At 36.5% G+C, this 24,704-nt stretch carries 17 protein-coding genes, 3 tRNA genes and 3 rRNA genes; 12 read left to right on the top strand and 11 right to left on the bottom strand.

Translation table 11 applies throughout. The features are described 5' to 3' along the window. Positions 1 to 4: 4 nt before the first annotated feature. The 3 genes from QW060_RS14260 to QW060_RS14250 all read left to right on the top strand — a co-directional run bounded on the left by QW060_RS14260 (position 5) and on the right by QW060_RS14250 (position 5,135). Complete coding sequence (locus tag QW060_RS14260) at positions 5 to 1,564, top strand: RagB/SusD family nutrient uptake outer membrane protein (RefSeq protein WP_290364140.1); 1,560 nt, start codon at positions 5 to 7, stop codon at positions 1,562 to 1,564. Positions 1,565 to 1,656: 92 nt separating this feature from the next. Beyond that, positions 1,657 to 3,699, top strand: coding sequence for a putative porin (locus QW060_RS14255; protein ID WP_290364139.1), 2,043 nt, complete (start codon positions 1,657 to 1,659; stop codon positions 3,697 to 3,699). 74 nt (positions 3,700 to 3,773) lie between these two features. Further along, entirely contained in the window at positions 3,774 to 5,135 is a 1,362-nt protein-coding gene (locus QW060_RS14250; protein WP_290364138.1) for a pyridoxal-phosphate dependent enzyme, read from the top strand. 39 nt (positions 5,136 to 5,174) lie between these two features. On the opposite strand, the gene QW060_RS14245 is transcribed toward QW060_RS14250, so the two are convergent. Further along, a tRNA-Trp gene (locus tag QW060_RS14245) sits at positions 5,175 to 5,245 on the bottom strand. Positions 5,246 to 5,441: 196 nt separating this feature from the next. Here QW060_RS14245 and QW060_RS14240 point away from each other — a divergent pair. From QW060_RS14240 to rrf, 7 genes are all read left to right on the top strand, one after another. After that, positions 5,442 to 5,696 (top strand): T9SS type A sorting domain-containing protein, encoded by a 255-nt coding sequence (locus QW060_RS14240; protein ID WP_317623187.1) that lies wholly within the window; start codon positions 5,442 to 5,444, stop codon positions 5,694 to 5,696. Positions 5,697 to 5,736: 40 nt separating this feature from the next. Then, a complete protein-coding gene (locus tag QW060_RS14235) occupies positions 5,737 to 5,940 on the top strand; it encodes a hypothetical protein (RefSeq protein WP_290363715.1) in 204 nt (67 codons plus the stop codon). 491 nt (positions 5,941 to 6,431) lie between these two features. Then, positions 6,432 to 7,947: ribosomal RNA gene (locus QW060_RS14230) — 16S ribosomal RNA — on the top strand. 63 nt (positions 7,948 to 8,010) lie between these two features. Further along, positions 8,011 to 8,084 (top strand) — tRNA-Ile (locus QW060_RS14225). A 97-nt stretch (positions 8,085 to 8,181) separates the two neighbouring features. After that, positions 8,182 to 8,255, top strand: a tRNA-Ala gene (locus QW060_RS14220). Positions 8,256 to 8,379: 124 nt separating this feature from the next. Further along, a 23S ribosomal RNA gene (locus QW060_RS14215) occupies positions 8,380 to 11,261 on the top strand. 82 nt (positions 11,262 to 11,343) lie between these two features. Further along, positions 11,344 to 11,455, top strand: a 5S ribosomal RNA gene (rrf, locus tag QW060_RS14210). The 16S, 23S and 5S rRNA genes sit together here with 2 tRNA genes alongside, the layout of an rRNA operon. Before the next feature lie 451 nt (positions 11,456 to 11,906). Here rrf and QW060_RS14205 read toward each other — a convergent pair. From QW060_RS14205 to QW060_RS14175, 7 genes are all read right to left on the bottom strand, one after another. Further along, on the bottom strand, positions 11,907 to 12,959 hold the full coding sequence (locus tag QW060_RS14205) for an NAD(P)/FAD-dependent oxidoreductase (RefSeq protein ID WP_290364137.1): 1,053 nt from the start codon (positions 12,957 to 12,959) through the stop codon (positions 11,907 to 11,909). Positions 12,960 to 12,987: 28 nt separating this feature from the next. Beyond that, positions 12,988 to 13,275: a NifU family protein gene (locus tag QW060_RS14200; RefSeq protein WP_290364136.1), complete on the bottom strand. Its 288-nt coding sequence runs from the start codon at positions 13,273 to 13,275 to the stop codon at positions 12,988 to 12,990. Positions 13,276 to 13,293: 18 nt separating this feature from the next. Continuing rightward, positions 13,294 to 14,421, bottom strand: coding sequence for an Mrp/NBP35 family ATP-binding protein (locus tag QW060_RS14195; protein WP_290364135.1), 1,128 nt, complete (start codon positions 14,419 to 14,421; stop codon positions 13,294 to 13,296). Between the two features lie 133 nt (positions 14,422 to 14,554). Then, complete coding sequence (locus QW060_RS14190; protein WP_290364134.1) at positions 14,555 to 15,856, bottom strand: TolC family protein; 1,302 nt, start codon at positions 15,854 to 15,856, stop codon at positions 14,555 to 14,557. Next, on the bottom strand, positions 15,849 to 18,263 hold the full coding sequence (locus QW060_RS14185) for an ABC transporter permease (RefSeq protein WP_290364133.1): 2,415 nt from the start codon (positions 18,261 to 18,263) through the stop codon (positions 15,849 to 15,851). The genes QW060_RS14190 and QW060_RS14185 overlap by 8 nt, the downstream gene beginning before the upstream one ends. A gap of 11 nt (positions 18,264 to 18,274) precedes the next feature. Then, entirely contained in the window at positions 18,275 to 18,976 is a 702-nt protein-coding gene (locus tag QW060_RS14180) for an ABC transporter ATP-binding protein (RefSeq protein ID WP_290364132.1), read from the bottom strand. Positions 18,977 to 18,992: 16 nt separating this feature from the next. Further along, on the bottom strand, positions 18,993 to 20,234 hold the full coding sequence (locus QW060_RS14175; protein WP_290364131.1) for an efflux RND transporter periplasmic adaptor subunit: 1,242 nt from the start codon (positions 20,232 to 20,234) through the stop codon (positions 18,993 to 18,995). Positions 20,235 to 20,392: 158 nt separating this feature from the next. On the opposite strand from QW060_RS14175, the gene QW060_RS14170 reads away from it, so the two are divergent. Together QW060_RS14170 and QW060_RS14165 are read left to right on the top strand one after the other, a co-directional pair. Next, positions 20,393 to 21,736, top strand: coding sequence for a sigma-54-dependent transcriptional regulator (locus tag QW060_RS14170; protein WP_290364770.1), 1,344 nt, complete (start codon positions 20,393 to 20,395; stop codon positions 21,734 to 21,736). Between the two features lie 14 nt (positions 21,737 to 21,750). Further along, on the top strand, positions 21,751 to 23,055 hold the full coding sequence (locus QW060_RS14165) for a sensor histidine kinase (RefSeq protein WP_290364130.1): 1,305 nt from the start codon (positions 21,751 to 21,753) through the stop codon (positions 23,053 to 23,055). On the opposite strand, the gene QW060_RS14160 is transcribed toward QW060_RS14165, so the two are convergent. From QW060_RS14160 to trmB, 3 genes are read right to left on the bottom strand one after another with little or no spacing between them, the layout of a single operon-like run. Continuing rightward, positions 23,045 to 23,374, bottom strand: coding sequence for an MGMT family protein (locus QW060_RS14160; protein ID WP_290364129.1), 330 nt, complete (start codon positions 23,372 to 23,374; stop codon positions 23,045 to 23,047). The genes QW060_RS14165 and QW060_RS14160 overlap by 11 nt on opposite strands. Then, positions 23,374 to 24,000, bottom strand: coding sequence for a LysE family transporter (locus tag QW060_RS14155; protein WP_290364128.1), 627 nt, complete (start codon positions 23,998 to 24,000; stop codon positions 23,374 to 23,376). Before QW060_RS14155 ends, QW060_RS14160 begins: the two co-directional genes overlap by 1 nt. Further along, a complete protein-coding gene (trmB, locus tag QW060_RS14150; RefSeq protein WP_290364127.1) occupies positions 24,000 to 24,671 on the bottom strand; it encodes a tRNA (guanosine(46)-N7)-methyltransferase TrmB in 672 nt (223 codons plus the stop codon). Before trmB ends, QW060_RS14155 begins: the two co-directional genes overlap by 1 nt. Between the last annotated feature and the right edge of the window lie 33 nt (positions 24,672 to 24,704).

The raw sequence follows: 24,704 nt of genomic DNA, 5'->3' as shown, positions 1-24,704 counted from the left end.
GAATATGAAAAATAAATTTTTAACTTTAGTTGCTGTTGCGGCGCTATTTGTTTCATGTCAGGATGCATATGAAGTAGATCAGCCGGGATACCAATTTGAGGAATCAGCGGTTTATAATACACCTGCTGATATCAATAGAGGTGTGAGTGGTTTGTACTCTAGTTTACCAGGTGAATCTGAAATTAACTTTGTTTCTTATTTTACAGACGAATTAGGTGTTGGTAGAGATAATGCCGGACAAGGGATAAATGATGGAAGCTACAGATTTTTCATGAACGCTGGAAATTCATTTGCAGCCAGTACATGGACTTCTTATTACAACATTATTAATCGTTGTAACAGATTATTAAATAGAATCGAAGAGCTTAAAGTGATTAATCCAGCTTTAGAATCGGATTATAATAAAAATAGAGGTAGAATTTTGGCGATAAGAGCGTATTCACATATGAAATTATTTGCTTATTTTACACCAGATTATAAAAATCCAACTGGTCTTTCTGTAATCAAATTTGATTTCTTACAAACAAGTGATTATACTCGTTTTGAAAAAAGAGCGACTGTAGCTGAGATTGTTTCTTTTATAGAAAGTGATATTGCTGAGGCTTTGACATATGATATTTCTTATTCAGACGGAGATGCAACTCTTCCAAAAGTTAAGGCATATGTTTCTACAGCATTTGCGCATGCTGTCTTAGTTAAACTATATGCTATGACAGGAAATGCTACTGGTGTTATTGAGCATGTTGATGCAATTACTACTGCTAGTTTGGGTGGACCAATTGATTACGTTACACTTTTTGCTAAGGATAGTGAAACTCCTGAAACAAACTCTGATGTTATTTCTTACTTATTGCGTTTGCCAACTGAAGGTTATTCCGTTGCTGCTGCATGGTGGGCTGGTAGAGTTGATGCTCAAAGAGGATCTGCTTATATGGAAATTGGACGTTCATTATATAATGAGTTGGATAAATTAGATCCAGCAAGTACAAATCAACCTATGAGTGCTGCAAGAGCCGATGTTAGATTTAATGTAACTGTTTTAGGTTCTAGTGCTCCTCAGGCAAATTATTCTAGTTTAGCTGCAGATGTATATAGAACTAGAGATTTGTTATTTATTGGTAAATATCCAGGAAGTACTCAGGCTGTTTTACAGAATAATATTATGTTGTTCCGCTATGCTGATATGTTATTAGCAAAAGCAGAAGCTTTTGCAATGCAAGGAAATGTGAGTGGTGTAGAAGGTCTTATTAAAGATTTACGTTCTGCAAGAAATTTTGCTGGAACTCCAGCTTCTATGCCAACAATAACAAACGTTCAATCTGCATGGAAAGCGATCCTTGAAGAAAGACGTTTAGAGTTTGCATTTGAAGGACACCGTTACTTAGATATGAAACGTTTGGGTGTTTTAGCTGGTTCTCCAGGATTTGTTCGTGATGCTAAAGATTGCGAAACAAATGGTGCTTGTGCATTAGAACCAAGTTCTTTCAAATTGACTTTGCCTATTCCACGTGTTGAAATTCAGGCTAATCCTGCAATTGCAAGTCAACAAAACCCTGGTTATTAATCATAACCTCAATTAATAAATTAAAAAGCATCCGATTTCGGATGCTTTTTTTTATTACCTTGAAAATTAATTTACCTTTGTCAAAAACTTATATGCGATTAGTGATTTTGTTGTTGTCTCTGTTTTTATCTGTTGCTTCATATAGTCAGATAAATAAATCCACATCTCAGAAAAAGAGTGTCAGAGATATTCCTGCATCTGCTAAAAATTTAAAGAATACAAGCATTATTAATAATAATCAGGTACAGAGTGATTCTTCACGATTGAATAAGAATATTACAGCAAATGATTCCGTTGCTCATATTGATCAATATGAAATTCTGGATAGATACAACAATCGTTCTACTTTTGATACCATCCTCAATATCAAAAAATATTATGAGATGAATTATCTCAGAAGAGATGATTTTGGTCTACTTCCTTTTTCGAATGACGGACTTGCCTATAATGTACTGAATTATTCCCTGATTAAAAATACAGCGACACCAGGTTTAGGTTTTAAGGCTCGTAATTTTGCATATCTTGATGTTGATGATATCAACTATTATCACGTACCAACACCTACATCAGAGATCTTTTTTCGATCGGCTGTTAAACAAGGACAGAATTTAGATGCTTTACTTACTACAAATACGTCTCAGCAACTTAATTTTTTTATAGGGTACAGAGGACTTCGTTCTTTGGGTTCTTATATAAATCAATTGGCAAGTAATGGGAATTTTAGACTGGGGAGTTCATACAATACTAAGAATAAGCGCTATTTTTTAAAAACTCACCTTACTGTACAGGATATCTCAAACCAGGAAAACGGTGGAATTACAGATACTGATCTGTTTTTATCAAGAGAAGCACCGTTTAATAACAGGGAACGTTTGAATGTATATTTTAGGGATGCAAAATCATTATTTAAAGGTATTCGTACATATATTGATCATCAGTATAATTTTATTGACTCTAAGTCAAATGGGATCTGGTTAAAGCATCAATTTGTTTACGAATACAAGACAAACTCTTACACTCAGACAAATGCAAATCCTGTTAATTCCTTCAATGATGGAGTTGCTATTGATAAATTTTTTGGAGATTCTTTTTCTACTGCTATTGATGATAAGCTGAGAAATACAACTGTATACAATAAGATTAGCCTGAGTTATTCCAATGATAAATTAGGAGAATTAGCTTTTAATGCTGATCATTTTAATTATAATTATTATTACAATTCTCAATTGAATGATGAGAATGGCGCACTACTTGTTCCAAATAAACTTGAAGACGATATTGTTACTATAGGCGGATCTTATTTGTTGAATAAAGAAAAGTTTGATGCAAAATTCGGACTTCGTCAGTCTGTAGTAGGTGCTTTAATGAGTGAAATATCAGGTGAAATATTGTTTACGCCTTTTCAGAATTACTTATTACATATAAAATATCAATACCTAAATAAAATTCCAGATCTGAATTATCAGATGTTTCAAAGTGGATTTGTAAGCTATAACTGGAAAAATGAATTCAGTAATGAAAAAATCAATCAGTTAGATGTTAACTTAAATACACCGTGGCTGAACATTACAGGAAACTATCAGATTATTAAGGATAAAATATATTTTGCAAACACAGATTTAACTACTGACGCTAAAGGTAGAAATCTAAAACAAATCATTGCTCCAAAACAATTCAGTGAAGCGATTCATTATCTTTCCATATCTGCACAAAAAGAATTTAAATTCAAGAAGTTTGCTTTAGATAATAGTGTTTTGTTTCAACAGGTAGTACAAAACGAAGAAATATTAAATGTGCCGACAATAGTAACCAGAAATACATTTTATTTTACGGATTACTTATTCAAAAAGGCTTTGCTAGTGCAGACAGGAATCACTTTTAAATATTTTACAGAATATTATGCTAATGGGTACAATCCTGTTGTAGGGGATTTCTATGTTCAGAATCAACAAAAAATAGGAAATTATCCGGTGTTTGATTTTTTTATTAATGGAAAAATCAAAACAGCTCGTATCTATATTAATGTAGAACATTTCAATGCTTCGCTAACGGGTGGAAATTATTTTTCAGCACCGAATCAACCTTATAGAGAAATGCGTTTGAGATTAGGTATTGTTTGGGATTTCTTTAACTAAACGAAACATTTTACACAAGCCTTTAGACTTTCCTATCAATACCAAAACCTTTATCTTTGCATAAAATAAAAATAATGAATTACGCAAATAACATATTAGAGACAATAGGGAATACACCTATGGTCAGATTAAATAAAGTAACAGAAGATATACAAGCTACAGTATTAGCAAAAGTTGAATACTTCAATCCCGGTCATTCCTGTAAAGATAGGATGGCATTAAAAATGGTTGAAGATGCTGAAGCTGATGGGCGTCTTAAACCAGGAGGTACTATTATAGAAGGTACTTCAGGAAATACGGGAATGGGATTAGCTTTGGCAGCTGTTGTAAAAGGATATAAACTGATTTGTGTGATCACAGATAAACAATCTAAAGAAAAAATGGATATTCTAAGAGCGGTAGGTGCAAAAGTGGTGGTTTGTCCTACTGATGTTGAGCCAACAGATCCACGTTCTTATTATTCAGTCTCAAAACGATTGGCTGAAGAAACTCCTAATGCATGGTATGTGAATCAATATGATAATCCGTCGAATGCTCAGGCAAATTACGAACAGACAGGTCCAGAAATCTGGGAACAAACAAATGGTAAAATAACCCATTTTGTTGTAGGTGTAGGTACAGGTGGAACCATCTCTGGAGTTGCTAAATATTTGAAAGAAAAAAATCCTGATGTAAAAATATGGGGAGTGGATACGTACGGATCCGTTTTTAAGAAATATCATGAAACGGGCATATTCGATGAAAATGAAGTGTATTCCTATGTTACAGAAGGTATTGGTGAGGATATTTTACCTAAAAATGTGAATTTCTCTCTCATTGATGGTTTTACAAAAGTAACAGATAAAGATGCTGCTGTTTACACACGGAAGTTAGCGTTACAGGAAGGTATTTTTGTAGGCATGTCGTCAGGTTCTGCGCTTAAAGGTCTTTTACAGTTAAAGGAGCATTTTAAACCAGATGATGTAGTCGTTGTTTTATTTCATGATTCGGGATCTCGTTATATAGGAAAAATATTTAACGATGATTGGATGCGTGAAAGAGGCTATCTTGATGAAGAAATTACCAAAGCAGTTGATTTGATTCAGTCTCACATTGATAAACCAATGGTAACGGTGAGAACAGAAGAATTAGTTGCTCATGCGATTGAGAGAATGCAGAAATTCAAAATTTCTCAGATTCCGGTAATTGATGTCAATGGTTTTGTAGGATCAGTGGATGAATCCGATTTATTTCAGGCATATATTAAAGATAGTAACATTGCAGAAAAACCTATAAAAGAAGTTATGGGGGCTGCTTATCCGATTGTTAATAAAGAAGCATTAATCGAAGATGTCTCAAAATTGATAACAAAAGATAATCAAGCGGTGTTAGTTGACTTAGGAAATAATAAGTATCATATCATTACGAAGTATGATATTATAGGTTCCATCAAATAGAAATAAAAAATCCAGCTTTTAGCTGGATTTTTTATTTTGCACGGGTGGAGGGATTCGAACCCCCATCAACGGTTTTGGAGACCGCTATTCTACCCTTGAACTACACCCGTAATTCGGTGCAAATATAATGGCATTTATTTAATAAATACAAGTGTTTTGATGTATTTCGGCGGATTTTTTTATAACTGATTGGTCATTAATGAGTTGTTGTTTGTATGAATTCTTACGGAATAAGGATAGCCTATTGTTATATTCTTTATTCGTTTATTTGAGTATATATGAATCTGATGTTGATGACTAAAATTTATTAATTCATTAGTTTCTATAGAAGACATAAAATATGTTGATTACAGTCTTTATCCAAATCCATCATCAGATTTTATAACGGTGAATGCTTCTGAAAAATTACGTGAGATTGTTTTGTATGATTTATCTGGAAAACAGGTTTTACAGAGTACTGCGAATACTTTAGATATCTCAATATTGGCATCGGGGATGTATGTAGCTAAGATAAAATTCGAAAATGGGGTTGAGACCACAGAAAAGATTGTCAAAAAATAATACAGACTTATTTTAATAACCAAAAACAGCATACTATATAGTGTGCTGTTTTTGGTTTGTATGGTTTATATTGTATAATAATATTCTTTGCGGACACGTATATATAATAAGAGGTAAAAAAATAAAAGCTGCTTTATTATGGATTTTTAAGCTAAAAAACGGATGGCTTCAGATTTATTTATTGAACTTTTGGATTTCAAAAAGTGGTTTTAAGCTTTTTTTGTTTGAAAAGAGTTGGGTTTAAAAAAGGGAATGCTGTTTTTTTTGAGGGTTTGAGTATTGTGAAAGAAAAAAAAGGATGTTGTAAAATTAAGGTTACCAGCATATTAAAATAAAGTTTAAAAAAGGTTTTAAAAAAATTAGGAAAGGATAAAAAAAGGGTAGTATATTTGCCCTCGCAATCCGCAAGAAGTTCTTTAAATATAAGTAAGCCTTAAAAAAAATAACAGAAATAAATTTTGTTAGAAATAAAAAAAGGTTGTAGCTTTGCAACCCCAATCAAATAGATAGGGATTGAGAAAGTTCTTAGAAAGTTACCGAATATTTTTTTTTAAAAAAAAACTTTAGAAAAAGTTTGGTGAAAAGAAAAAGAGTTTCTATTTTTGCACTCGCTTAGAAAAACAAGCGCAACAAGAGAAGACACGTTCATAGACATATTGGATTTACAGCATAAAAAGAGAGTAAGGAATTCGCAAGAATTGTTTTAACGCAACATCAAAAAATATTAAAAATTATACGATGAAGAGTTTGATCCTGGCTCAGGATGAACGCTAGCGGCAGGCCTAACACATGCAAGTCGAGGGGTAGAAGTCTTCGGACTTTGAGACCGGCGCACGGGTGCGTAACGCGTATGCAATCTACCTTGTACAGAGGGATAGCCCAGAGAAATTTGGATTAATACCTCATAGTATATTTGAATGGCATCATTTAGATATTAAAGTTCCAACGGTACAAGATGAGCATGCGTCCCATTAGTTAGTTGGTGTGGTAACGGCATACCAAGACGATGATGGGTAGGGGTCCTGAGAGGGAGATCCCCCACACTGGTACTGAGACACGGACCAGACTCCTACGGGAGGCAGCAGTGAGGAATATTGGTCAATGGAGGCAACTCTGAACCAGCCATGCCGCGTGCAGGATGACGGTCCTATGGATTGTAAACTGCTTTTATACGGGAAGAAAACGAGTTACGTGTAACTAACTGACGGTACCGTAAGAATAAGGATCGGCTAACTCCGTGCCAGCAGCCGCGGTAATACGGAGGATCCAAGCGTTATCCGGAATCATTGGGTTTAAAGGGTCCGTAGGCGGTCTTATAAGTCAGTGGTGAAAGTTTTTAGCTTAACTAAAAAATTGCCATTGATACTGTTAGACTTGAATTACTTGGAAGTAACTAGAATATGTAGTGTAGCGGTGAAATGCTTAGATATTACATGGAATACCAATTGCGAAGGCAGGTTACTATGAGTTAATTGACGCTGATGGACGAAAGCGTGGGTAGCGAACAGGATTAGATACCCTGGTAGTCCACGCCGTAAACGATGGATACTAGTTGTTTGGCCGTAAGGTTGAGTGACTAAGCGAAAGTGATAAGTATCCCACCTGGGGAGTACGAACGCAAGTTTGAAACTCAAAGGAATTGACGGGGGCCCGCACAAGCGGTGGAGCATGTGGTTTAATTCGATGATACGCGAGGAACCTTACCAGGGCTTAAATGTAGTTTGACCGCTTTGGAAACAGAGCTTTCGCAAGACAGATTACAAGGTGCTGCATGGTTGTCGTCAGCTCGTGCCGTGAGGTGTCAGGTTAAGTCCTATAACGAGCGCAACCCCTGTTGTTAGTTGCCAGCGAGTAATGTCGGGAACTCTAGCAAGACTGCCAGTGTAAACTGAGAGGAAGGTGGGGATGACGTCAAATCATCACGGCCCTTACGTCCTGGGCCACACACGTGCTACAATGGCCGGTACAGAGAGCAGCCACCTAGCGATAGGGCGCGAATCTATAAAGCCGGTCACAGTTCGGATCGGAGTCTGCAACTCGACTCCGTGAAGCTGGAATCGCTAGTAATCGGATATCAGCCATGATCCGGTGAATACGTTCCCGGGCCTTGTACACACCGCCCGTCAAGCCATGGAAGCTGGGGGTACCTGAAGTCGGTGACCGCAAGGAGCTGCCTAGGGTAAAACTGGTAACTGGGGCTAAGTCGTAACAAGGTAGCCGTACCGGAAGGTGCGGCTGGAACACCTCCTTTCTAGAGATGGTTAAAACATTACTCTCGCTGTTAATTCAAAAAAAAAAGAAGTAAAAATTACAGAGTCTCGTAGCTCAGCTGGTTAGAGTACTACACTGATAATGTAGGGGTCGGCAGTTCGAGTCTGCCCGGGACTACAATTTTACTTAAAAAAAGGAAATTTTAGAAGATGAGTATGAATTACACATTCATTCAAAATTCAACATTCATAATTTAAAAGTTCAAAATTATAATGGGGGATTAGCTCAGCTGGCTAGAGCGCCTGCCTTGCACGCAGGAGGCCATCGGTTCGACTCCGATATTCTCCACTATTTCTGTTAGCTCAGAAAAACCGTTCATTGACATATTGGAAAACAAACAAAAGTAGAAAATATTTAAAAAATAAAGCACATTTAATATTTTTTCGAAAGAAAAGGTATTAGATATAGAGCACAATAAGCAAAATAAGGGCGTATGGGGGATGCCTAGGCTCTCAGAGGCGAAGAAGGACGTGATAAGCTGCGAAAAGCTGCGGGGATTTGCACACAAGAATTGATCCGCAGATATCCGAATGGGGCAACCCAATACATTGAAGATGTATTACTCCGATAGGAGGGCAAACCCGCTGAACTGAAACATCTAAGTAGGCGGAGGAGAAGAAAACAAAAGTGATTCCGTAAGTAGTGGCGAGCGAACGCGGATTAGCCCAAACCAATGTTGTTTCGGCAATATTGGGGTTGTAGGACCACGATATTTTATGCAAAGCGAATTAGAACAACCTGGAAAGGTTGACCGAAGAAGGTGATAGTCCTGTATAGGTAAGCGATGTAATAGATAGTGGTATCCTGAGTAGGTCGGGGCACGTGAAACCTTGATTGAATCTGGCGGGACCATCCGCTAAGGCTAAATACTCCTGAGAGACCGATAGTGAACCAGTACCGTGAGGGAAAGGTGAAAAGAACCGTGAATAACGGAGTGAAATAGATCCTGAAACCATACGCTTACAAGCGGTCGGAGCCCATTCGTTGGGTGACGGCGTGCCTTTTGCATAATGAGCCTACGAGTTACCGTTGCTGGCGAGGATAAGCACTTCAGGTGTGGATTCGAAGCGAAAGCGAGTCTTAATAGGGCGCTATAGTCAGTAATGGTAGACGCGAAACCGTGTGATCTACCCATGGGCAGGTTGAAGTTTGGGTAACACTAAATGGAGGACCGAACCGGTTGACGTTGAAAAGTCTTCGGATGACCTGTGGGTAGGGGTGAAAGGCCAATCAAACTCGGAAATAGCTCGTACTCCCCGAAATGCATTTAGGTGCAGCGCTGATAGAGTTTATTAGAGGTAGAGCTACTGATTGGATGCGGGGGATTCACCTCCTACCAATTCCTGACAAACTCCGAATGCTAATAAATGCTTATCAGCAGTGAGGGCATGGGTGCTAAGGTCCATGTCCGAGAGGGAAAGAACCCAGACCATCAGCTAAGGTCCCCAAATGTATGCTAAGTTGAAAAAACGCGGTTTGTCTGCACAGACAGCTAGGATGTTGGCTTGGAAGCAGCCATTCATTTAAAGAGTGCGTAACAGCTCACTAGTCGAGCGGACGAGCATGGATAATAATCGGGCATAAGCATACTACCGAAGCTATGGATTGTATATTTATATACAGTGGTAGGGGAGCATTCTAAACTGGGTAGAAGGTGATATGTGAGTATTGCTGGACTGTTTAGAAAAGAAAATGTAGGCATAAGTAACGATAATGCGGGCGAGAAACCCGCACACCGTAAGACTAAGGTTTCCTCAGCTATGCTAATCAGCTGAGGGTTAGTCGGGACCTAAGGCACACCCGAAGGGGGACGTCGATGGCCAACGGGTTAATATTCCCGTACTTCTTATAATTGTGATGGAGCGACGGAGTGATGAAAGTACCGCGAACTGACGGAATAGTTCGTTGAAGCACCTAACTATAGGTTTGATAGTCAAATGCGTCAGACTTGGTGAAATGCGATAGTACTCGGAGCCTTCGGGCAAAGAGATAGTGTACCTAAGGGCTTCCAAGAAAACCTTCTAAACATAGATTATAAGAACCCGTACCGTAAACCGACACAGGTAGTCGAGGAGAGTATCCTCAGGTGCTCGAGAGATTCATGGCTAAGGAACTAGGCAAAATAGACCTGTAACTTCGGGAGAAAGGTCGCCAGCAGCAATGCTGGCCGCAGTGAAAAGGTCCAGGCGACTGTTTATCAAAAACACAGGGCTCTGCCAAATCGTAAGATGAAGTATAGGGCCTGACACCTGCCCGGTGCTGGAAGGTTAAGAGGAGATGTTATCTTCGGAGAAGCATTGAATTGAAGCCCCAGTAAACGGCGGCCGTAACTATAACGGTCCTAAGGTAGCGAAATTCCTTGTCGGGTAAGTTCCGACCTGCACGAATGGTGTAACGATCTGGACACTGTCTCAGCCATGAGCTCGGTGAAATTGTAGTATCGGTGAAGATGCCGATTACCCGCAGTGGGACGAAAAGACCCTGTGCACCTTTACTATAGCTTAGTATTGTTCTTGGATAAGTGATGTGTAGGATAGGTGGGAGACTATGAAGTGGCGTCGCCAGGCGTTGTGGAGTCATTGTTGAAATACCACCCTTTGCTTATTTGAGATCTAACTCGACGTTGTTGAGGACATTGCTTGGTGGGTAGTTTGACTGGGGTGGTCGCCTCCAAAAGAGTAACGGAGGCTTCTAAAGGTTCCCTCAGCACGCTTGGTAACCGTGCGTAGAGTGCAATGGTATAAGGGAGCTTGACTGAGAGACATACAGGTCGATCAGGTACGAAAGTAGAGCATAGTGATCCGGTGGTTCCGTATGGAAGGGCCATCGCTCAAAGGATAAAAGGTACGCCGGGGATAACAGGCTGATCTCCCCCAAGAGCTCATATCGACGGGGGGGTTTGGCACCTCGATGTCGGCTCGTCACATCCTGGGGCTGGAGAAGGTCCCAAGGGTTGGGCTGTTCGCCCATTAAAGTGGCACGCGAGCTGGGTTCAGAACGTCGTGAGACAGTTCGGTCTCTATCTACTGTGGGCGTTAGAAATTTGAGTGGATCTGATTCTAGTACGAGAGGACCGAATTGGACAAACCGCTGGTGTATCTGTTGTTCCGCCAGGAGCATCGCAGAGTAGCTACGTTTGGAAGGGATAAGCGCTGAAAGCATATAAGCGCGAAACCCACCACAAGATGAGATTTCTTTAAAGGGTCGTGGAAGATGACCACGTTGATAGGCTACAGATGTAAAGGCAGTAATGTCATAGTCGAGTAGTACTAATAGCCCGTAAGCTTATGTGCTCTGGGAGTTGCTTTATAATATAAAAGTCTTTTGTTTTGAATTTCATATATGTTAACTTATAGTGACGCAAGTCATACCGATTTAAGGTGGTTATTGCATCGGGGCTCACCTCTTTCCATTCCGAACAGAGTAGTTAAGCCCGATAGCGCAGATGGTACTGCATTTTAATGTGGGAGAGTATGTCGCTGCCTTTCTTTTGAATCCTCAATCATAATCTGATTGAGGATTTTTTTTTGGAATAAACTTAAGTATAAATAAGACCTGATTTATAATTATAAAGTGATGAAATGAAAAGCATCGCTTTGGACTGTCTTTATTATGTAGCATTAGAAGAGAATATATACTGCTTATAAGGATGTTGTAATAGCATGTATAAAGTATATGTAATGCCTCTCTATGGTGATTGCAATTAGTAGCTGACAGGATCTTTTATTTTTTATCATAGCTGCATCATGAAGTGTTGGTATACACAAAAGATAAGACTTTTTAAACATGATTTTTAAGCTGTTTTTTTGCTGTTTGAACCGAGTTGTTAGATGAATAAAACAAAAAGCTCTAAAAGCGATGTTATCTGTTGAATAGCATCATAAAAAAAGTCCCTGAGCAATTTACTCAGGGACTTTTTTTTATTATCTGTAAACCGAATTAATCTATCGATTTTACTACGGCTTTTTCCGCTTCTTTTCTGGTACCATCAAATCCGTCAACTCCGGAAACAGTAGTATATTTTAAAACATATTTTTTTCCAGGATTCAGGCGATTATAGATGCTTTGACACATTAGCGTAGCTTCATGAAATCCGCATAAAATAAGTTTTAATTTACCCGGATAAGTATTAATGTCACCAATGGCATAAATACCTTCTATATTGGTTTGGTAATCCAATGCATTATTAACTTTAATGGCATTTTTTTCTATTTCCAATCCCCAGTTAGCAATAGGTCCGAGTTTAGGTGTTAATCCAAATAGTGGAATGAAGTAATCGGTCTCTATTATTTGAGTATCATCACCATTAGACAATGTCAGGGACTCTACTCTTTCATTACCATGTATGGCTGTGATTTCAGCTGGTGTGATCAGATTGATTTTTCCAAGCTTTTTTAATTCCTGTACTTTTTCTACTGAATCTAAAGCACCTCTAAATTCATTTCTTCTGTGTACAAGAGTTACATTGGAAGCCACATCAGACAGGAAGATAGACCAATCTAATGCAGAATCTCCACCACCGGCTATAACAATATTTTTATCACGGAATTGCTCCGGATTCTTAACGAAATATTCCACACCTTTTTCTTCATAGAAAGCGATGTTTTCAATTAGAGGTTTTCTTGGTTCAAAGCTGCCTAAACCACCTGCAATTGCGATTGCTTTTGCGTGGTGTTTTGTTCCTTTGTTGGAAGTTACGATAAAGGTACCGTCTTCAAGCTGATCAATTGTTTCTGCTACTTCATTTAAGGTAAATCCGGGTTCAAATTGTTTTATTTGCTCCATCAGATTATCTATAAGTTCAGCGGCTCCAACAGAAGGATAGCCTGGTATATCAAAAATAGGTTTTTTAGGGTATAACTCAGTAAGTTGTCCACCAGGTTGAGGCAATCCATCTATTAGATGGCATTTTAGCTTTAATAGCCCGGCTTCAAAAACAGCGAATAATCCCGTTGGTCCAGCACCAATGATCAGTATATCTGTTTCAATCATAAATAATTTAATTTAAATAGAAATAATTTTAATTATTTCTTAAATCTACTTTTCCCTGATTATTATTTAATTCAGAAATGTTGGTTACCGTTTCAATTTCAGGAGCATATTTTTTTATGGTTGTTTCCACACCTGCTTTTAATGTCATCTGGTTGACATTGCAAGAAATACATGCACCGAGTAATTGTACAGTAACGTATTTATCGTCTTCAATAGAAATAAGATTGATATCTCCGCCATCTGATTTTAGGAAAGGACGGATTTCATCTAATGCTTTTTCTACATTTAATCTTATGGTTTCGCTGGTTGTTGTCATAGCTGAAAAGATTATAAATTATTTTTTTACGGCAGCACAACCTGCCATTGTGGTTATTTTTATAGCTTCTGTCGGAGGTAGGCTTTCGTTGCGTTTCACAACCTCTTCTACAACATTTCGTGCAATATTCACAAAGGCTTCTGCTACCGGTGTTTCTTCCTGTAACGATGCAGGACGCCCATAATCACCCGCTTCACGAATAGACTGTACAATAGGTACTTCTCCAAGGAAAGGGACTTCTAAATCACGGGATAAATTTTTAGCACCTTCATGTCCGAAGATGTAATATTTGTTTTCCGGAAGTTCTTCAGGAGTAAAATAGGCCATATTTTCAATGATACCTAAAACAGGAACATTGATGCTTTCTGACATAAACATGGAAACACCTTTTTTTGCATCAGCTAAAGCAACAGCCTGTGGTGTACTTACAACAACAGCACCTGTGATGGGCAATGACTGCATGATGGATAAGTGAATATCTCCGGTTCCAGGAGGTAAATCGAGCAATAAAAAGTCTAATTCTCCCCAATCAGCATCAAAAATCATTTGATTTAATGCTTTAGAAGCCATAGGACCTCTCCAGATAACCGCCTGATCAGGACTTGTAAAAAATCCGATAGATAATATTTCTACTCCATAACTGGTGATAGGTTTCATTTTTGACTTACCTTCTACTTCTACAGAAATAGGGCGTGCTCTTTCCACATCAAACATGATTGGCATTGATGGGCCATAGATGTCAGCATCTAATACGCCCACTTTAAAGCCCATATTGGCAAGCGTAACCGCTAAGTTTGCTGTAACGGTAGATTTTCCAACTCCGCCTTTACCGGATGAAACTGCGATAATATTGCTGATACCAGGAATCGATTTTCCTTTGATTTCAGGTTTTTCAGGGGTTTCAACTTTTATATTGACTTTAATTTTTGCTTTGTCGTAAATTTTTTCATGAATCACTTTCATGATATCTACTTCAGCTCTTTTCTTGATATGTAAGGCAGGATTGTGTAATGTAAGATCAACAACAACTTCATCTCCAAAGGTCATTACGTTTTGAACAGCACCACTATCTACCATATTTTTTCCTTCTCCCGCTATAGAAATAGTTTCTAAAACAGCAAGAATTTCTTTCCTATCTAATTTCATTTATATTTTACTTTATTACTTCAAACAGAAGTACTTATGTAGACTAATTTTAAATTACAAATATACTACGAAATGTTGGAAATTGAAAGTTAATGGCTTGTGAAAATGATGTTTATTTCTTATCGTGTAATAGTTAAAAATTATTGTTGAGTAATAATAGTTTCTGATATCCCATGTTTTGTAAAAGTTGGTTGTTCAGATAATTATATTCGGATAGCAATAATTGGTTCTGAGCTGTTTTATAAGTAATTGCATCTACTTTTCCATAGATGAATTTTGAAGTGGTTGTTTGAAAAGATAAAGTAGAAAAACGGATATTTTCAGTAATTTGTGATTCAAGCGTTATCAATTGATGCAATTGTTGTTTTTCAAGGTTAAATTCATTTTGTGTTGCCTGAATCATGTTTTGTTTTTGCTGTTCTTTTATTTCTTTTTCTATTCGTTTTGCATTTCTTAATCTTGTAGCATTTCCTTTTGAAAAAACAGGAACATAGAGACTCAATCCTAAGAAATTACTCTTATTGGTTTGTAGTTGTCTTTCAAAATTAAAAGAAGTATCTGAAATGTTTTTTATCTGATTGGCATAAAAGGTTCCATACGAATAATAGAGTGATAGTTTTGGAAGAAAATTAGATAACGTTTGCTGATAAACAACGATCGCTTTTTGTAGTTCGATATCGCTTTTTTTTATTTTGCTGTTACTATTGAGGTCAAATTCAATGTTTTCTTCAACAGATATGAGATCTTCATGTAACGAATAAGAAGTATAATCATCCTTAATGAAGAAAATATTTTGGAATAATTGAGTTTTTTTGTTCTCATATTCATGTATTGCCTGTTGTAACACAATTTTTTCCTGAGAATAAATGACTTCAATATCATATAAGTCACTTTCAGGTTTTAGCCCAGTAGATACTTCTTTGCGGATTCTTTCCAATTGATTTTCAGAGTTGACCAATTGTTTTTCTAAGATATTAACCCATTCCTGAGCGGCGAATGCTTCATAAAACTTTTTTAGTAACAGTATATTATACTCCTGTAATATTACCTCATTATCCTGACGTTGAAAAGCACTTTCAAGTCGGTCTAATTTAGACTTTTTAATTTCTGAAAAATTGAATAAAGCTATCTGGCTGTCCAGTGAAAAAAGGTCTGATTGTACATTTGAACTGATACGATTGTTTGTTGAAGGATCAATCGTTGAACCGAAATTATAATTATGGTTGGCACTCAAACCAATTTCAGGTAAATAGGTATACGATAGTTTGACCGCATTATTTTGAGCTAACATAATTTCGAGTTGCTTTATTTTGAAATCAAGATGATGTTCTCTGCCATATTCTATACAGTCCCGAAAACTCCAGATAGTATGCTGCGCTTTTCCCCCGAAAGGGAAAAACACAACAAGTAAAAAGAAACAAACGACTTTATTCATATTTCAAATATTTCAGAATATTGATTCTTGTAGCACTGTAAGATTTGGAAAATACCACTATTATGGTTAAAACAATCATGATGATAAAAGCGATACAAAAAGCGATATATGGAAAATCTATACGGTAGGCAAAATTGTTTAGCCACAGCTGGAGTAAATAATATCCCGGAATCAGCGCTAATAAAAAGCCAATAATACAAAATAGAATATATTGTTTTGATAATTGAAGCAAAAGGCTTTTGGTTGAAGCTCCCAATACTTTTTTTATGGCAATCTGTTTGTATTGCCTTTCAATGGTAAATGATGATAGAGCAAATAAACCAAACAGTGCAATGGCAATAACCACAATATTCAGTATGGCAAACACATTGCGTTGTTTTATGTAACTGGCATAGGTTTTTGCAAATTCTTTATTGACAAATTCAGCATTAAACGGATAATCAAAATCAACTTTTGTTTTCCAGAATTTTTCTAACTGATGTAAGACGTCTTCACTTTCAGCAGCATCGATTTTTACAGATACTGCCTGTAGGTTTGTATCCATCCAGCTGATGGTTTTTGGATGATAGAAAATCATCGGAGGAACTTTTTCTGTTAGACCATATAAATTAAAATCTTCTACAATCCCTACAATCTTTAATGGGTTTCCATTCCAGTCAAATTTTTTATTGATCAGGTTTTTATTCCCAAGTTTTCTTGCAGCTGTCTGGTTAATCAATACTGACTCAATGGTGTCGGAAGCAAGATTGGAATTCAGATCGCGACCTTCAGCTATTTTGATTTTCATCATATCCAGATATCCGAAATCAATAGCTACGTTCTGAGCCTGTACATTCTTACCATCTATAGAGAAACCTGATGAAGAACTCACACCGGAACCAATACGCATAGAAGAAATATTTACCTCTTTGACACCTTTTATCTTCATCATTTCTGACCGGATGCTTTTGTAAAAATTATAGCGGTTCGGTTTTTCATAATTCAAATACCTGATGGTGAGAATCTGATCTCCTGAAAAACCTAAATCTTTTTTAGCCATATAGCTTACCTGTTCATTGACTATATATCCTGCGATAAGAAACAATGTAGCAATAAAAAACTGTACAATAAGCATCGTATTGCGCAGCCAGATCCCGTTTTTGCTACGTCCAAAATTCCCTTTCAGAACTTTCAATACTTGGAAATTAGCAATATAAAGAGCCGGGAAAATACCTGCAGATATAATTACTATTAAAAAGATGATGGTAAAATATCCTATAAAATCTGTCAAGTGAAACACGAGTGCCTTGTTCAGCAAAACATTGTAATATGGTAATAAGATTTCAGTGAGTGCCAATGCACAGATAAAAGCAAGAAAAACGAGAATGCTTGTTTCAAAAATAAATTGTAAAACAATATTTTTCTTACCGGCACCGGTTATTTTTCTGATACCTACTTCTTTGGCTCTTTTTGTTGCCTGTGCAGTTGCCAGATTGATATAGTTGATAATGGAAAGTACAAGAATTAAAACAGACAAACCTATATTGATTTTCAGAAAAACGCCGTTTGCCTTGCCTTCAGGAAAGCCCGTTATTTCTGCTTTTAGGCGAACATCTTCTAAAGGTTGTAAGAATGTTGTCATACGACCGTTTTTTTCCAGATAATCTTCTAATGTAAGACCTTCTTTTTTAGCAAGCTGTCCTTCACGATTTTGCAAGTTTATATCCTCGATGGTTTTTAATATGCGGTCTTTACTTTCTGTGTTTTTTAGTTTAATAAGAAAGTTAAAATTAAAATTCCCCCATTCATTTTTCTGCAATTTTAGCTGACTTTCCAGATCATTTGAAATAAGGGAAGGATTGATGGACGATTTGCCGGGTACTCTGTAAACCGTTGTTATGGTATAAGAGCCATTAGAAACATCCTGTACTATTTTATTGATCACATCAGTTGTACCAAATAGTTCAACTGCTTTTTCTTCAGACAAAGCAACCGCTTTCTTTGTAGCTGAGAAAGCAGCAACAGATCCTTTAACAACTTCAAACGGAAAATATTCAAAAAAGTTTGGCTCAGTAACAACAGCATTGTTGACAACTTGTTTTTTACCATTAATCACTAAGAGAGAAATAGTACCATTATAGGAAGAATAATAACAATACGAATCTAACTCTGAAGCAGCCTCTTTCAGAAGAGGTCCTAACGGAGCAACATTATAAGGCCATATTTCAGTTTCATTAATTTTTACCAATACTTCCTGTACCAATTCTTTATTCGGGTTCCATTTATCGTATGAGTTCTCCTCTTCCCAGTATATAGAGGACAAGATAACAGCGGTAATACCTATTGCCAACCCGATGATATTGAGTAAGGTATAGGTTTTGTTATGAGCCGTATTGTAAACGAATATTTTTATCCAGTTTTTAAGCATCTTTTTTTATTTTATTCTGTGAATACATTGACTGTTTTCTGATTGTTCTTTTCTGATAAGATTTCGCCATCTTTCATGATAATGGTCTTTTGAGAAAAAGCAGCATCGTTAGAGGAGTGTGTCACCATTAAAATTGTGGCACCATTTGCGTGAAGTTGTGTAAGTAATTCCATTACCTCATTTCCATTGGTACTGTCAAGATTTCCGGTTGGCTCATCTGCCAGAATTAGTTTGGGATTGGTTATGAGCGCCCTTGCAACGGCTACACGCTGTTGCTGGCCTCCAGATAATTGTTGCGGATAATGCTGTAAACGATGCATGATGTTTAGTTTTTCTGCAATCTGCTGTATTCTTTTTTTTCTTTCCTGAGCTTTAATGTTGTTATAAATCAAAGGCAATTCAATGTTATCATATACTGACAGTTCATCAATCAGATTGAAATTTTGAAAGATGAATCCAATGTTCTGTTTTCTTAATTGAGCACGTTTTGCTTCTTTCATGTTCACGATCTCATTTCCGAGTAAGTGATAGCTTCCTTCACGAACGTCATCGAGCAAGCCAATGATATTGAGCAAAGTGGATTTGCCACAGCCTGATGGTCCCATAATAGATACAAATTCACCTTCGCTGATATGCAGACTAATGTCATTTAAGGCTTTCGTTTTTACCGTTTCCGTTACAAACGTTTTATGTAAATTTTTGATAGTAATCATTGATAGTTTCTTTACGTTATGGTTCTATATTTAATTGATCGATATTCATATAATCTTCATAATTGGATACAATTACTTTTTCTCCGGGTTGAAGTCCTGTAATAATTTCATAGTAATCCGGGTTTTCTCTTCCGAGCTTTATCGTACGTTTAACCGCTTTGTTTCCCTTTACCACAAAGATCCACTTTCCTTTGGTTGCCGTATAAAAATTTCCTTTTGGTAGGACAACCGAATTTTTATCGCTCGATAACGACAGTCGAATGCTGAAAGAACTGCCTTCCTGTAATCCTGTCGGGGGTGATCCTGTAAAATTAAGTTCTGCTTTAAATTGTCCGTTTTTTACCGCAGGAATTATTTTTGTAATACTGACTTCAACATTATTTCCTTTTATTTCCATTTGCCCTTTTTGGTTCTGTTGTATTTTTTCTAAATAAAATTCATCAATATTAGCCATTAGCTTATACCCCTTCATTTCATCTACTTTTCCAATACTGGTTCCTGCGAGGTACGTTTGTCCTAAAATAGCTTCAAAGGAACTCAGCCTTCCTGAAACCGGTGCCAGAACCAAGAAATTTTTTTTGTTTTCCCTCAGTGTTTCCAGACTTTTCTGCATAATATTCAGTGCCTTGTTGATTTGTTCAAGTTGTAATTGATTGGAATGTTTTTCTCTGTTCAGACTTTCCTGTAAAAGCGTTTTTCGTTCCCTTTGATACCGATATTTCTCCTGAGTTTGTTCCCATTCATTTTTTGCCAGTATCTGTTTCTGAAAAAGGGTCTGGTTAAGTTGATATTCCAGTTGCGTCTGATTAAAATCGTGTTCCATAGCGATCAGATCTTTTGATAAAACGAGTTCCTGGTTACGTAATGAGAGCTTGGCAACATTCAAATTGTTCATTTGTTCGATAATTGCAGTTTCCTGTGATAAAAAATTGAATTCTGTATTGGGATTGTATAACCGGGCCAGTGGCATTCCTTTTTCTACCATTGCTCCGTTTTCTGTAAAAAGTTCCTGTACCGATCCACCTTCTACGATATTGATAAGCATAGACTCTAATGGAACTGCCTGTGCCTGAAGAATCATGAAATCCTGAAATACATCATTTTTGACTTCCTTTATAAGAAGTTCTTTAGCAGATACATTTAATATTTTAGGTTTTGTTGCTAAATGGTATATTAAGAATCCAATACTTAAAAAAAATAAAATCAATAGTACAATGTATTGTTTTTTTCTATTTTTACGAGGTCGAATAGTGTCCATTATCAGTTATTTGTCTGATTAATAGATAGATATTTTCGTGCCGGAATTTTATAAAGCGGTAATTGACTGAAAGAGAAAGACAGTACAAAATCACCAGAATGAAAAACTGTCCGATATCGGACACTGATCGTACGATATCGGACAAACGCTCCTCCCTTATGAAAAAAATAAATGCTTCAGTTTTAGTAATTGATGATCAGGAAGAAGTACTGATTGCAGCCCGTTTGTTTTTAAAAAGGCATTTTAATGAAGTGACCACACTTTCTAATCCTGCCAATATTATAAAAACCATCAGCGAAAAAAATGTTGGTGTTGTATTATTAGATATGAATTTTCGTTACGGGTATGAGAATGGAAAGGAAGGTATTTACTGGATGAAAGAAATTGCACAGATTTTTCCTGATGTGAAAATAATTCTAATGACTTCTTATGCAGATGTGCATACGGCAGTAGAAGGTATAAAACTTGGGGCTGTTGATTATCTGTTAAAACCCTGGGAGAATGATAAGCTTCTGGAAATTATAAAACACGCTGTAAAACTGGTGAGAAAGCAATCAAAAGCAGCAACCATAACAGTCGATTATTTTACAGGACAGTCAGAAGCGATACTAAAAGCTTACAAAACGGCAGAGCGGATTGCAAAAACAGATGTTACAACATTGATTTTGGGAGAGAATGGAACGGGTAAGTTTGTTCTCGCAAAATATATTCACGATCAATCCATCCGACGCAACCAGCCTTTTGTACATGTTGATTTAGGATCTTTGAATGAAAATCTATTTGAAAGCGAATTATTTGGCTATGTAAAGGGAGCTTTTACAGATGCTCATCAGGATAGTATGGGGAGGTTTGAAAAAGCAAACACCGGAACAATCTTTTTAGATGAAATTGGTAATGTGCCGCTTCATCTTCAATCCAAACTCTTACAGGTTATTCAAAGTAAAGAAGTGATTCGTCTGGGGGAATCAAAGCCACGACCTCTTGATGTAAGAATCATTACAGCAACAAATGAAAATTTACAGCAATCTGTTATTGATAGACGTTTCAGAGAAGATCTTTATTACCGCATCAATACTGTTTCTATAGAGATTCCACCTTTACGTGAAAGAAGGGAAGATATAATACCCTTACTGGATTATTTCATTCATTATATGAGCCATAAATATGGATTGCCTGAAAAAAAGGTTGATGCAACCATCATGAAAAAATTAGAAGCATACAAGTGGAGTGGTAATATCCGGGAACTTCAAAACAGGGTAGAGAGAGCGGTAGTTTTGGCAGAAGGTGAACAAATTGAGCTACATGATATGGGATTTAGTGACTTAGATATAAAGATGGATGATGAGAATATAGCCGTTACACTTTCTGATGTGGAGAAAAGCAAAATTCAGGAATGTCTGATTATGAATGATAACAATATTTCGAGAACAGCCGAACAGTTAGGGATATCAAGAGCAGCCTTATACAGAAAAATGGAGAAATATAATATATCGAACACATGAAAATCACTTCTTTTATGTGGAGGGTATTAATCAGAATCCTCTTTATGATTGTCGGTACTGCAATAAGTATAACTTTGCTATTAAACGGATATTATTATAATGGTCTGTTATTCGGAACTATTACGATCGTTATTTTATTGAACCTATATCAGGTTTTAAGCACGTATTTTAATGGTTTACAAAAGGTGCTGACTGCTATTATTTATGATGATTTCAGCAATGAATTCCCATTGCCTCGTCATGAATCGGTTTATCAGAAAGCTATTGTTGTATATGAAAAATACAGAGTACAGTTGCTTAATTATGAATCACAGAATATTGTGTATAATCAACTGCTTGAGACTGTTTTTACATCCATTCTTATTCTCAGAAAAGAACATGAAGAATGGCGAATTTTGCTGATGAACCAGCATTTTAGAACTTATTTTAAAGTACCGGATGTGAGAAGCTGGAAATATCTGCACTCATTTATACCTGATTTTTGTGAATTGATTGAGAACAAACAATTTAAGGAATACAAGACAACTGTAGATATACAAATAGAGAAAGAAGAAAGACAAACCTTTGTTCTGCAGACTTCAAACCAAATCATATCAGGAAAAGAATATTATATCATCATGTTAGATTCTGTTCAAAGAGTGATTGATGCAACTGAAAAAGAAGCATGGATTTCTGTAATGAAAGTTATTTCTCATGAATTGATGAATTCTCTGACACCCATTCATTCTCTCGCTCAAAATGTCGATGAGATGGTTCAGGAAGAAAACCTTACAGATTCGGATAAAGAAGACATTCGTGTCGCAATAAAGACAATTGTAAACAGAAGCAACCACCTGCAGCAATTTGTTGAGCGGTACAGAAAGCTGACAATGCTGCCTACACCTGATAAAAAGGCTGTTGATCTTCACGATATTATTGAGCAAAGTCTTCAGAATATGAGAAGTTTGTTTAAGGAAGCAGCTATTGAAATACATTGGGTTCCTGTAAAAAACTATGAAGTTAAAGTGGATGTTGTTCAATTTGAACAGGTGCTCATCAATTTATTGACCAATGCTTATCACGCGCTGAAGCATGTAGAAAAAAGAGAGGTTGAAATAAAAATTACAAAAGAAGCCCAGCGTATCTATATAGATTTGTTTGATTCTGGGGCACTCATTGATCCGGAAATCATCACAAAAATATTTTTACCTTTTTATACAACGAGAAGAGATGGGGCTGGTATCGGGCTTACATTGTCAAAAACGATTGTTGAAGCTCACGGTGGATATTTAATATATCAGCAATTAGAAGAAAAAAACTGCTTTAGAATTATTCTTTAGCTGTAGCAGGATCCCAGAAAACATGTTTAAAATCTACTATTTTATCGTCTTTTACTTTGATGCCCTCACTCTCCAATAATTGCTGCATAAGATGAGTACCCTGAAAATGATGTTTGCCGGTCAGTAATCCGTTTCTGTTTACTACACGGTGAGCCGGTACATCTTCTAACGAATGGGCTGCATTCATTGCATAACCCACCATTCGGGAGGACTGTGGAGAACCTATTATTCGGGCTATAGCGCCATAAGAAGTTACACGGCCATAAGGGATTTTGCGTACAATCTCATATACTCTTTCAAAAAAGGTTTTTTCTTCCATTATTTGAAAAGTTTGAAAAGAGTTATAATGGCAATAATACCCGTTATAGAACCAATGATATAATTCATGTTTTTTAGCACAAAATTATTTTCAATGTCTTTTTTCCTAAAGATTCTTATATAGAATTCAAATACTGAATAAGTACCTAAAACTACTCCGATCGTAAGAATCAGATTATAAAAAGGATGAAAGAGAAATAAGCTATAAGATGCTGCTGTAATACTTACGAAAACATAATACGGAATGGGGAATACATTAATAGTTGCCATCATCATTCCCTGAGCAAATTTTTTTCTTTTATTATGAATGGGGATTTCAGGTGTTACCTTTGATTTCTTTTTTGTTTTTTTAAAGAAGAAATAAAAGGTGAGAATTGTAAAAATCACTAATCCGATCTCATGTATTATTTCATTTACAAATGGATTTTTATCAATGATTTTAGCAAAAAAAATGGCAAGGTAAACCTGAAGAAAAATAATGACAAGGCATCCTAATGTAAAAAAAACGGCTTGTTTTTTACCTTCATCAACAGCAATCTTTACAACCGTAGCATTGAGTAATCCTGGCAATAAGGTGCCTATTACTGAGGCTGTAATTCCGATGATGAAGGTATAAAAGATGTTCATTATTTTATTTTGAACTTAATGTACGTAATAGGTTTATTTTGTTCTAAGTACTGAGATTCATAAAAAGTCTGAATTCCGATTACTTCTTCCGGAGCTCCTTCATTTCGGTACACATTATGATTAGCATATAATACATCATGACCTTCGCCGTGTAATAAGCCCAATGTATATCCGTGCATAAACTCGCTGTCGGTTTTAAGATTTACAGTTCCCTCAGGCTTTAAGATATTTTTATACCGCTTTAAAAAATCAGTATTTGTAAGTCTGTGTTTTGTTCTTTTATATTTTATCTGAGGATCCGGGAAAGTAATCCATATTTCGTCAACTTCACCAGCACCAAAAATAAATTCGATTAATTCTATCTGAATACGTACAAATGCTACATTATTTAAAGCTTCATCAACTGAGGTTTTGGCACCACGCCAGAAACGCGCACCTTTAATATCTATACCGATAAAGTTTTTGTCTGGAAATCTTTTAGCAAGACCTATTGTGTATTCTCCTTTTCCACAACCTAACTCTAATACAATCGGGTTGTCATTTTTGAAAACCTCTTTATTCCATTTTCCCTTCAACGTGTAATTGTCTACAACTTCTTCTCTCGTTGGCTGGTATACGTTACTGAATGACTCGTTTTCTCTGAAACGCTTTAATTTATTTTTGCTTCCCACAATTATGACTGTTTAATAATACTACAAAAATAG

It is taken from the genome of Paenimyroides ceti, assembly GCF_030409925.1.
Note: the sequence above shows the minus strand (reverse complement) of the source record. Positions and strands in the feature narration are given on the sequence as shown.

What these genes read in the sequence shown, in the direction of transcription:
- QW060_RS14260 (WP_290364140.1), top strand. Translation starts at nt 5, where the DNA reads ATGAAAAATAAATTTTTAACTTTAGTTGCTGTTGCGGCGCTATTTGTT.
- QW060_RS14255 (WP_290364139.1), top strand. Translation starts at nt 1,657, where the DNA reads ATGCGATTAGTGATTTTGTTGTTGTCTCTGTTTTTATCTGTTGCTTCA.
- QW060_RS14250 (WP_290364138.1), top strand. Translation starts at nt 3,774, where the DNA reads ATGAATTACGCAAATAACATATTAGAGACAATAGGGAATACACCTATG.
- QW060_RS14205 (WP_290364137.1), bottom strand. Translation starts at nt 12,959, where the DNA reads ATGATTGAAACAGATATACTGATCATTGGTGCTGGACCAACGGGATTA.
- QW060_RS14200 (WP_290364136.1), bottom strand. Translation starts at nt 13,275, where the DNA reads ATGACAACAACCAGCGAAACCATAAGATTAAATGTAGAAAAAGCATTA.
- QW060_RS14195 (WP_290364135.1), bottom strand. Translation starts at nt 14,421, where the DNA reads ATGAAATTAGATAGGAAAGAAATTCTTGCTGTTTTAGAAACTATTTCT.
- QW060_RS14190 (WP_290364134.1), bottom strand. Translation starts at nt 15,856, where the DNA reads ATGAATAAAGTCGTTTGTTTCTTTTTACTTGTTGTGTTTTTCCCTTTC.
- QW060_RS14185 (WP_290364133.1), bottom strand. Translation starts at nt 18,263, where the DNA reads ATGCTTAAAAACTGGATAAAAATATTCGTTTACAATACGGCTCATAAC.
- QW060_RS14180 (WP_290364132.1), bottom strand. Translation starts at nt 18,976, where the DNA reads ATGATTACTATCAAAAATTTACATAAAACGTTTGTAACGGAAACGGTA.
- QW060_RS14175 (WP_290364131.1), bottom strand. Translation starts at nt 20,234, where the DNA reads ATGGACACTATTCGACCTCGTAAAAATAGAAAAAAACAATACATTGTA.
- QW060_RS14170 (WP_290364770.1), top strand. Translation starts at nt 20,393, where the DNA reads ATGAAAAAAATAAATGCTTCAGTTTTAGTAATTGATGATCAGGAAGAA.
- QW060_RS14165 (WP_290364130.1), top strand. Translation starts at nt 21,751, where the DNA reads ATGTGGAGGGTATTAATCAGAATCCTCTTTATGATTGTCGGTACTGCA.
- QW060_RS14160 (WP_290364129.1), bottom strand. Translation starts at nt 23,374, where the DNA reads ATGGAAGAAAAAACCTTTTTTGAAAGAGTATATGAGATTGTACGCAAA.
- QW060_RS14155 (WP_290364128.1), bottom strand. Translation starts at nt 24,000, where the DNA reads ATGAACATCTTTTATACCTTCATCATCGGAATTACAGCCTCAGTAATA.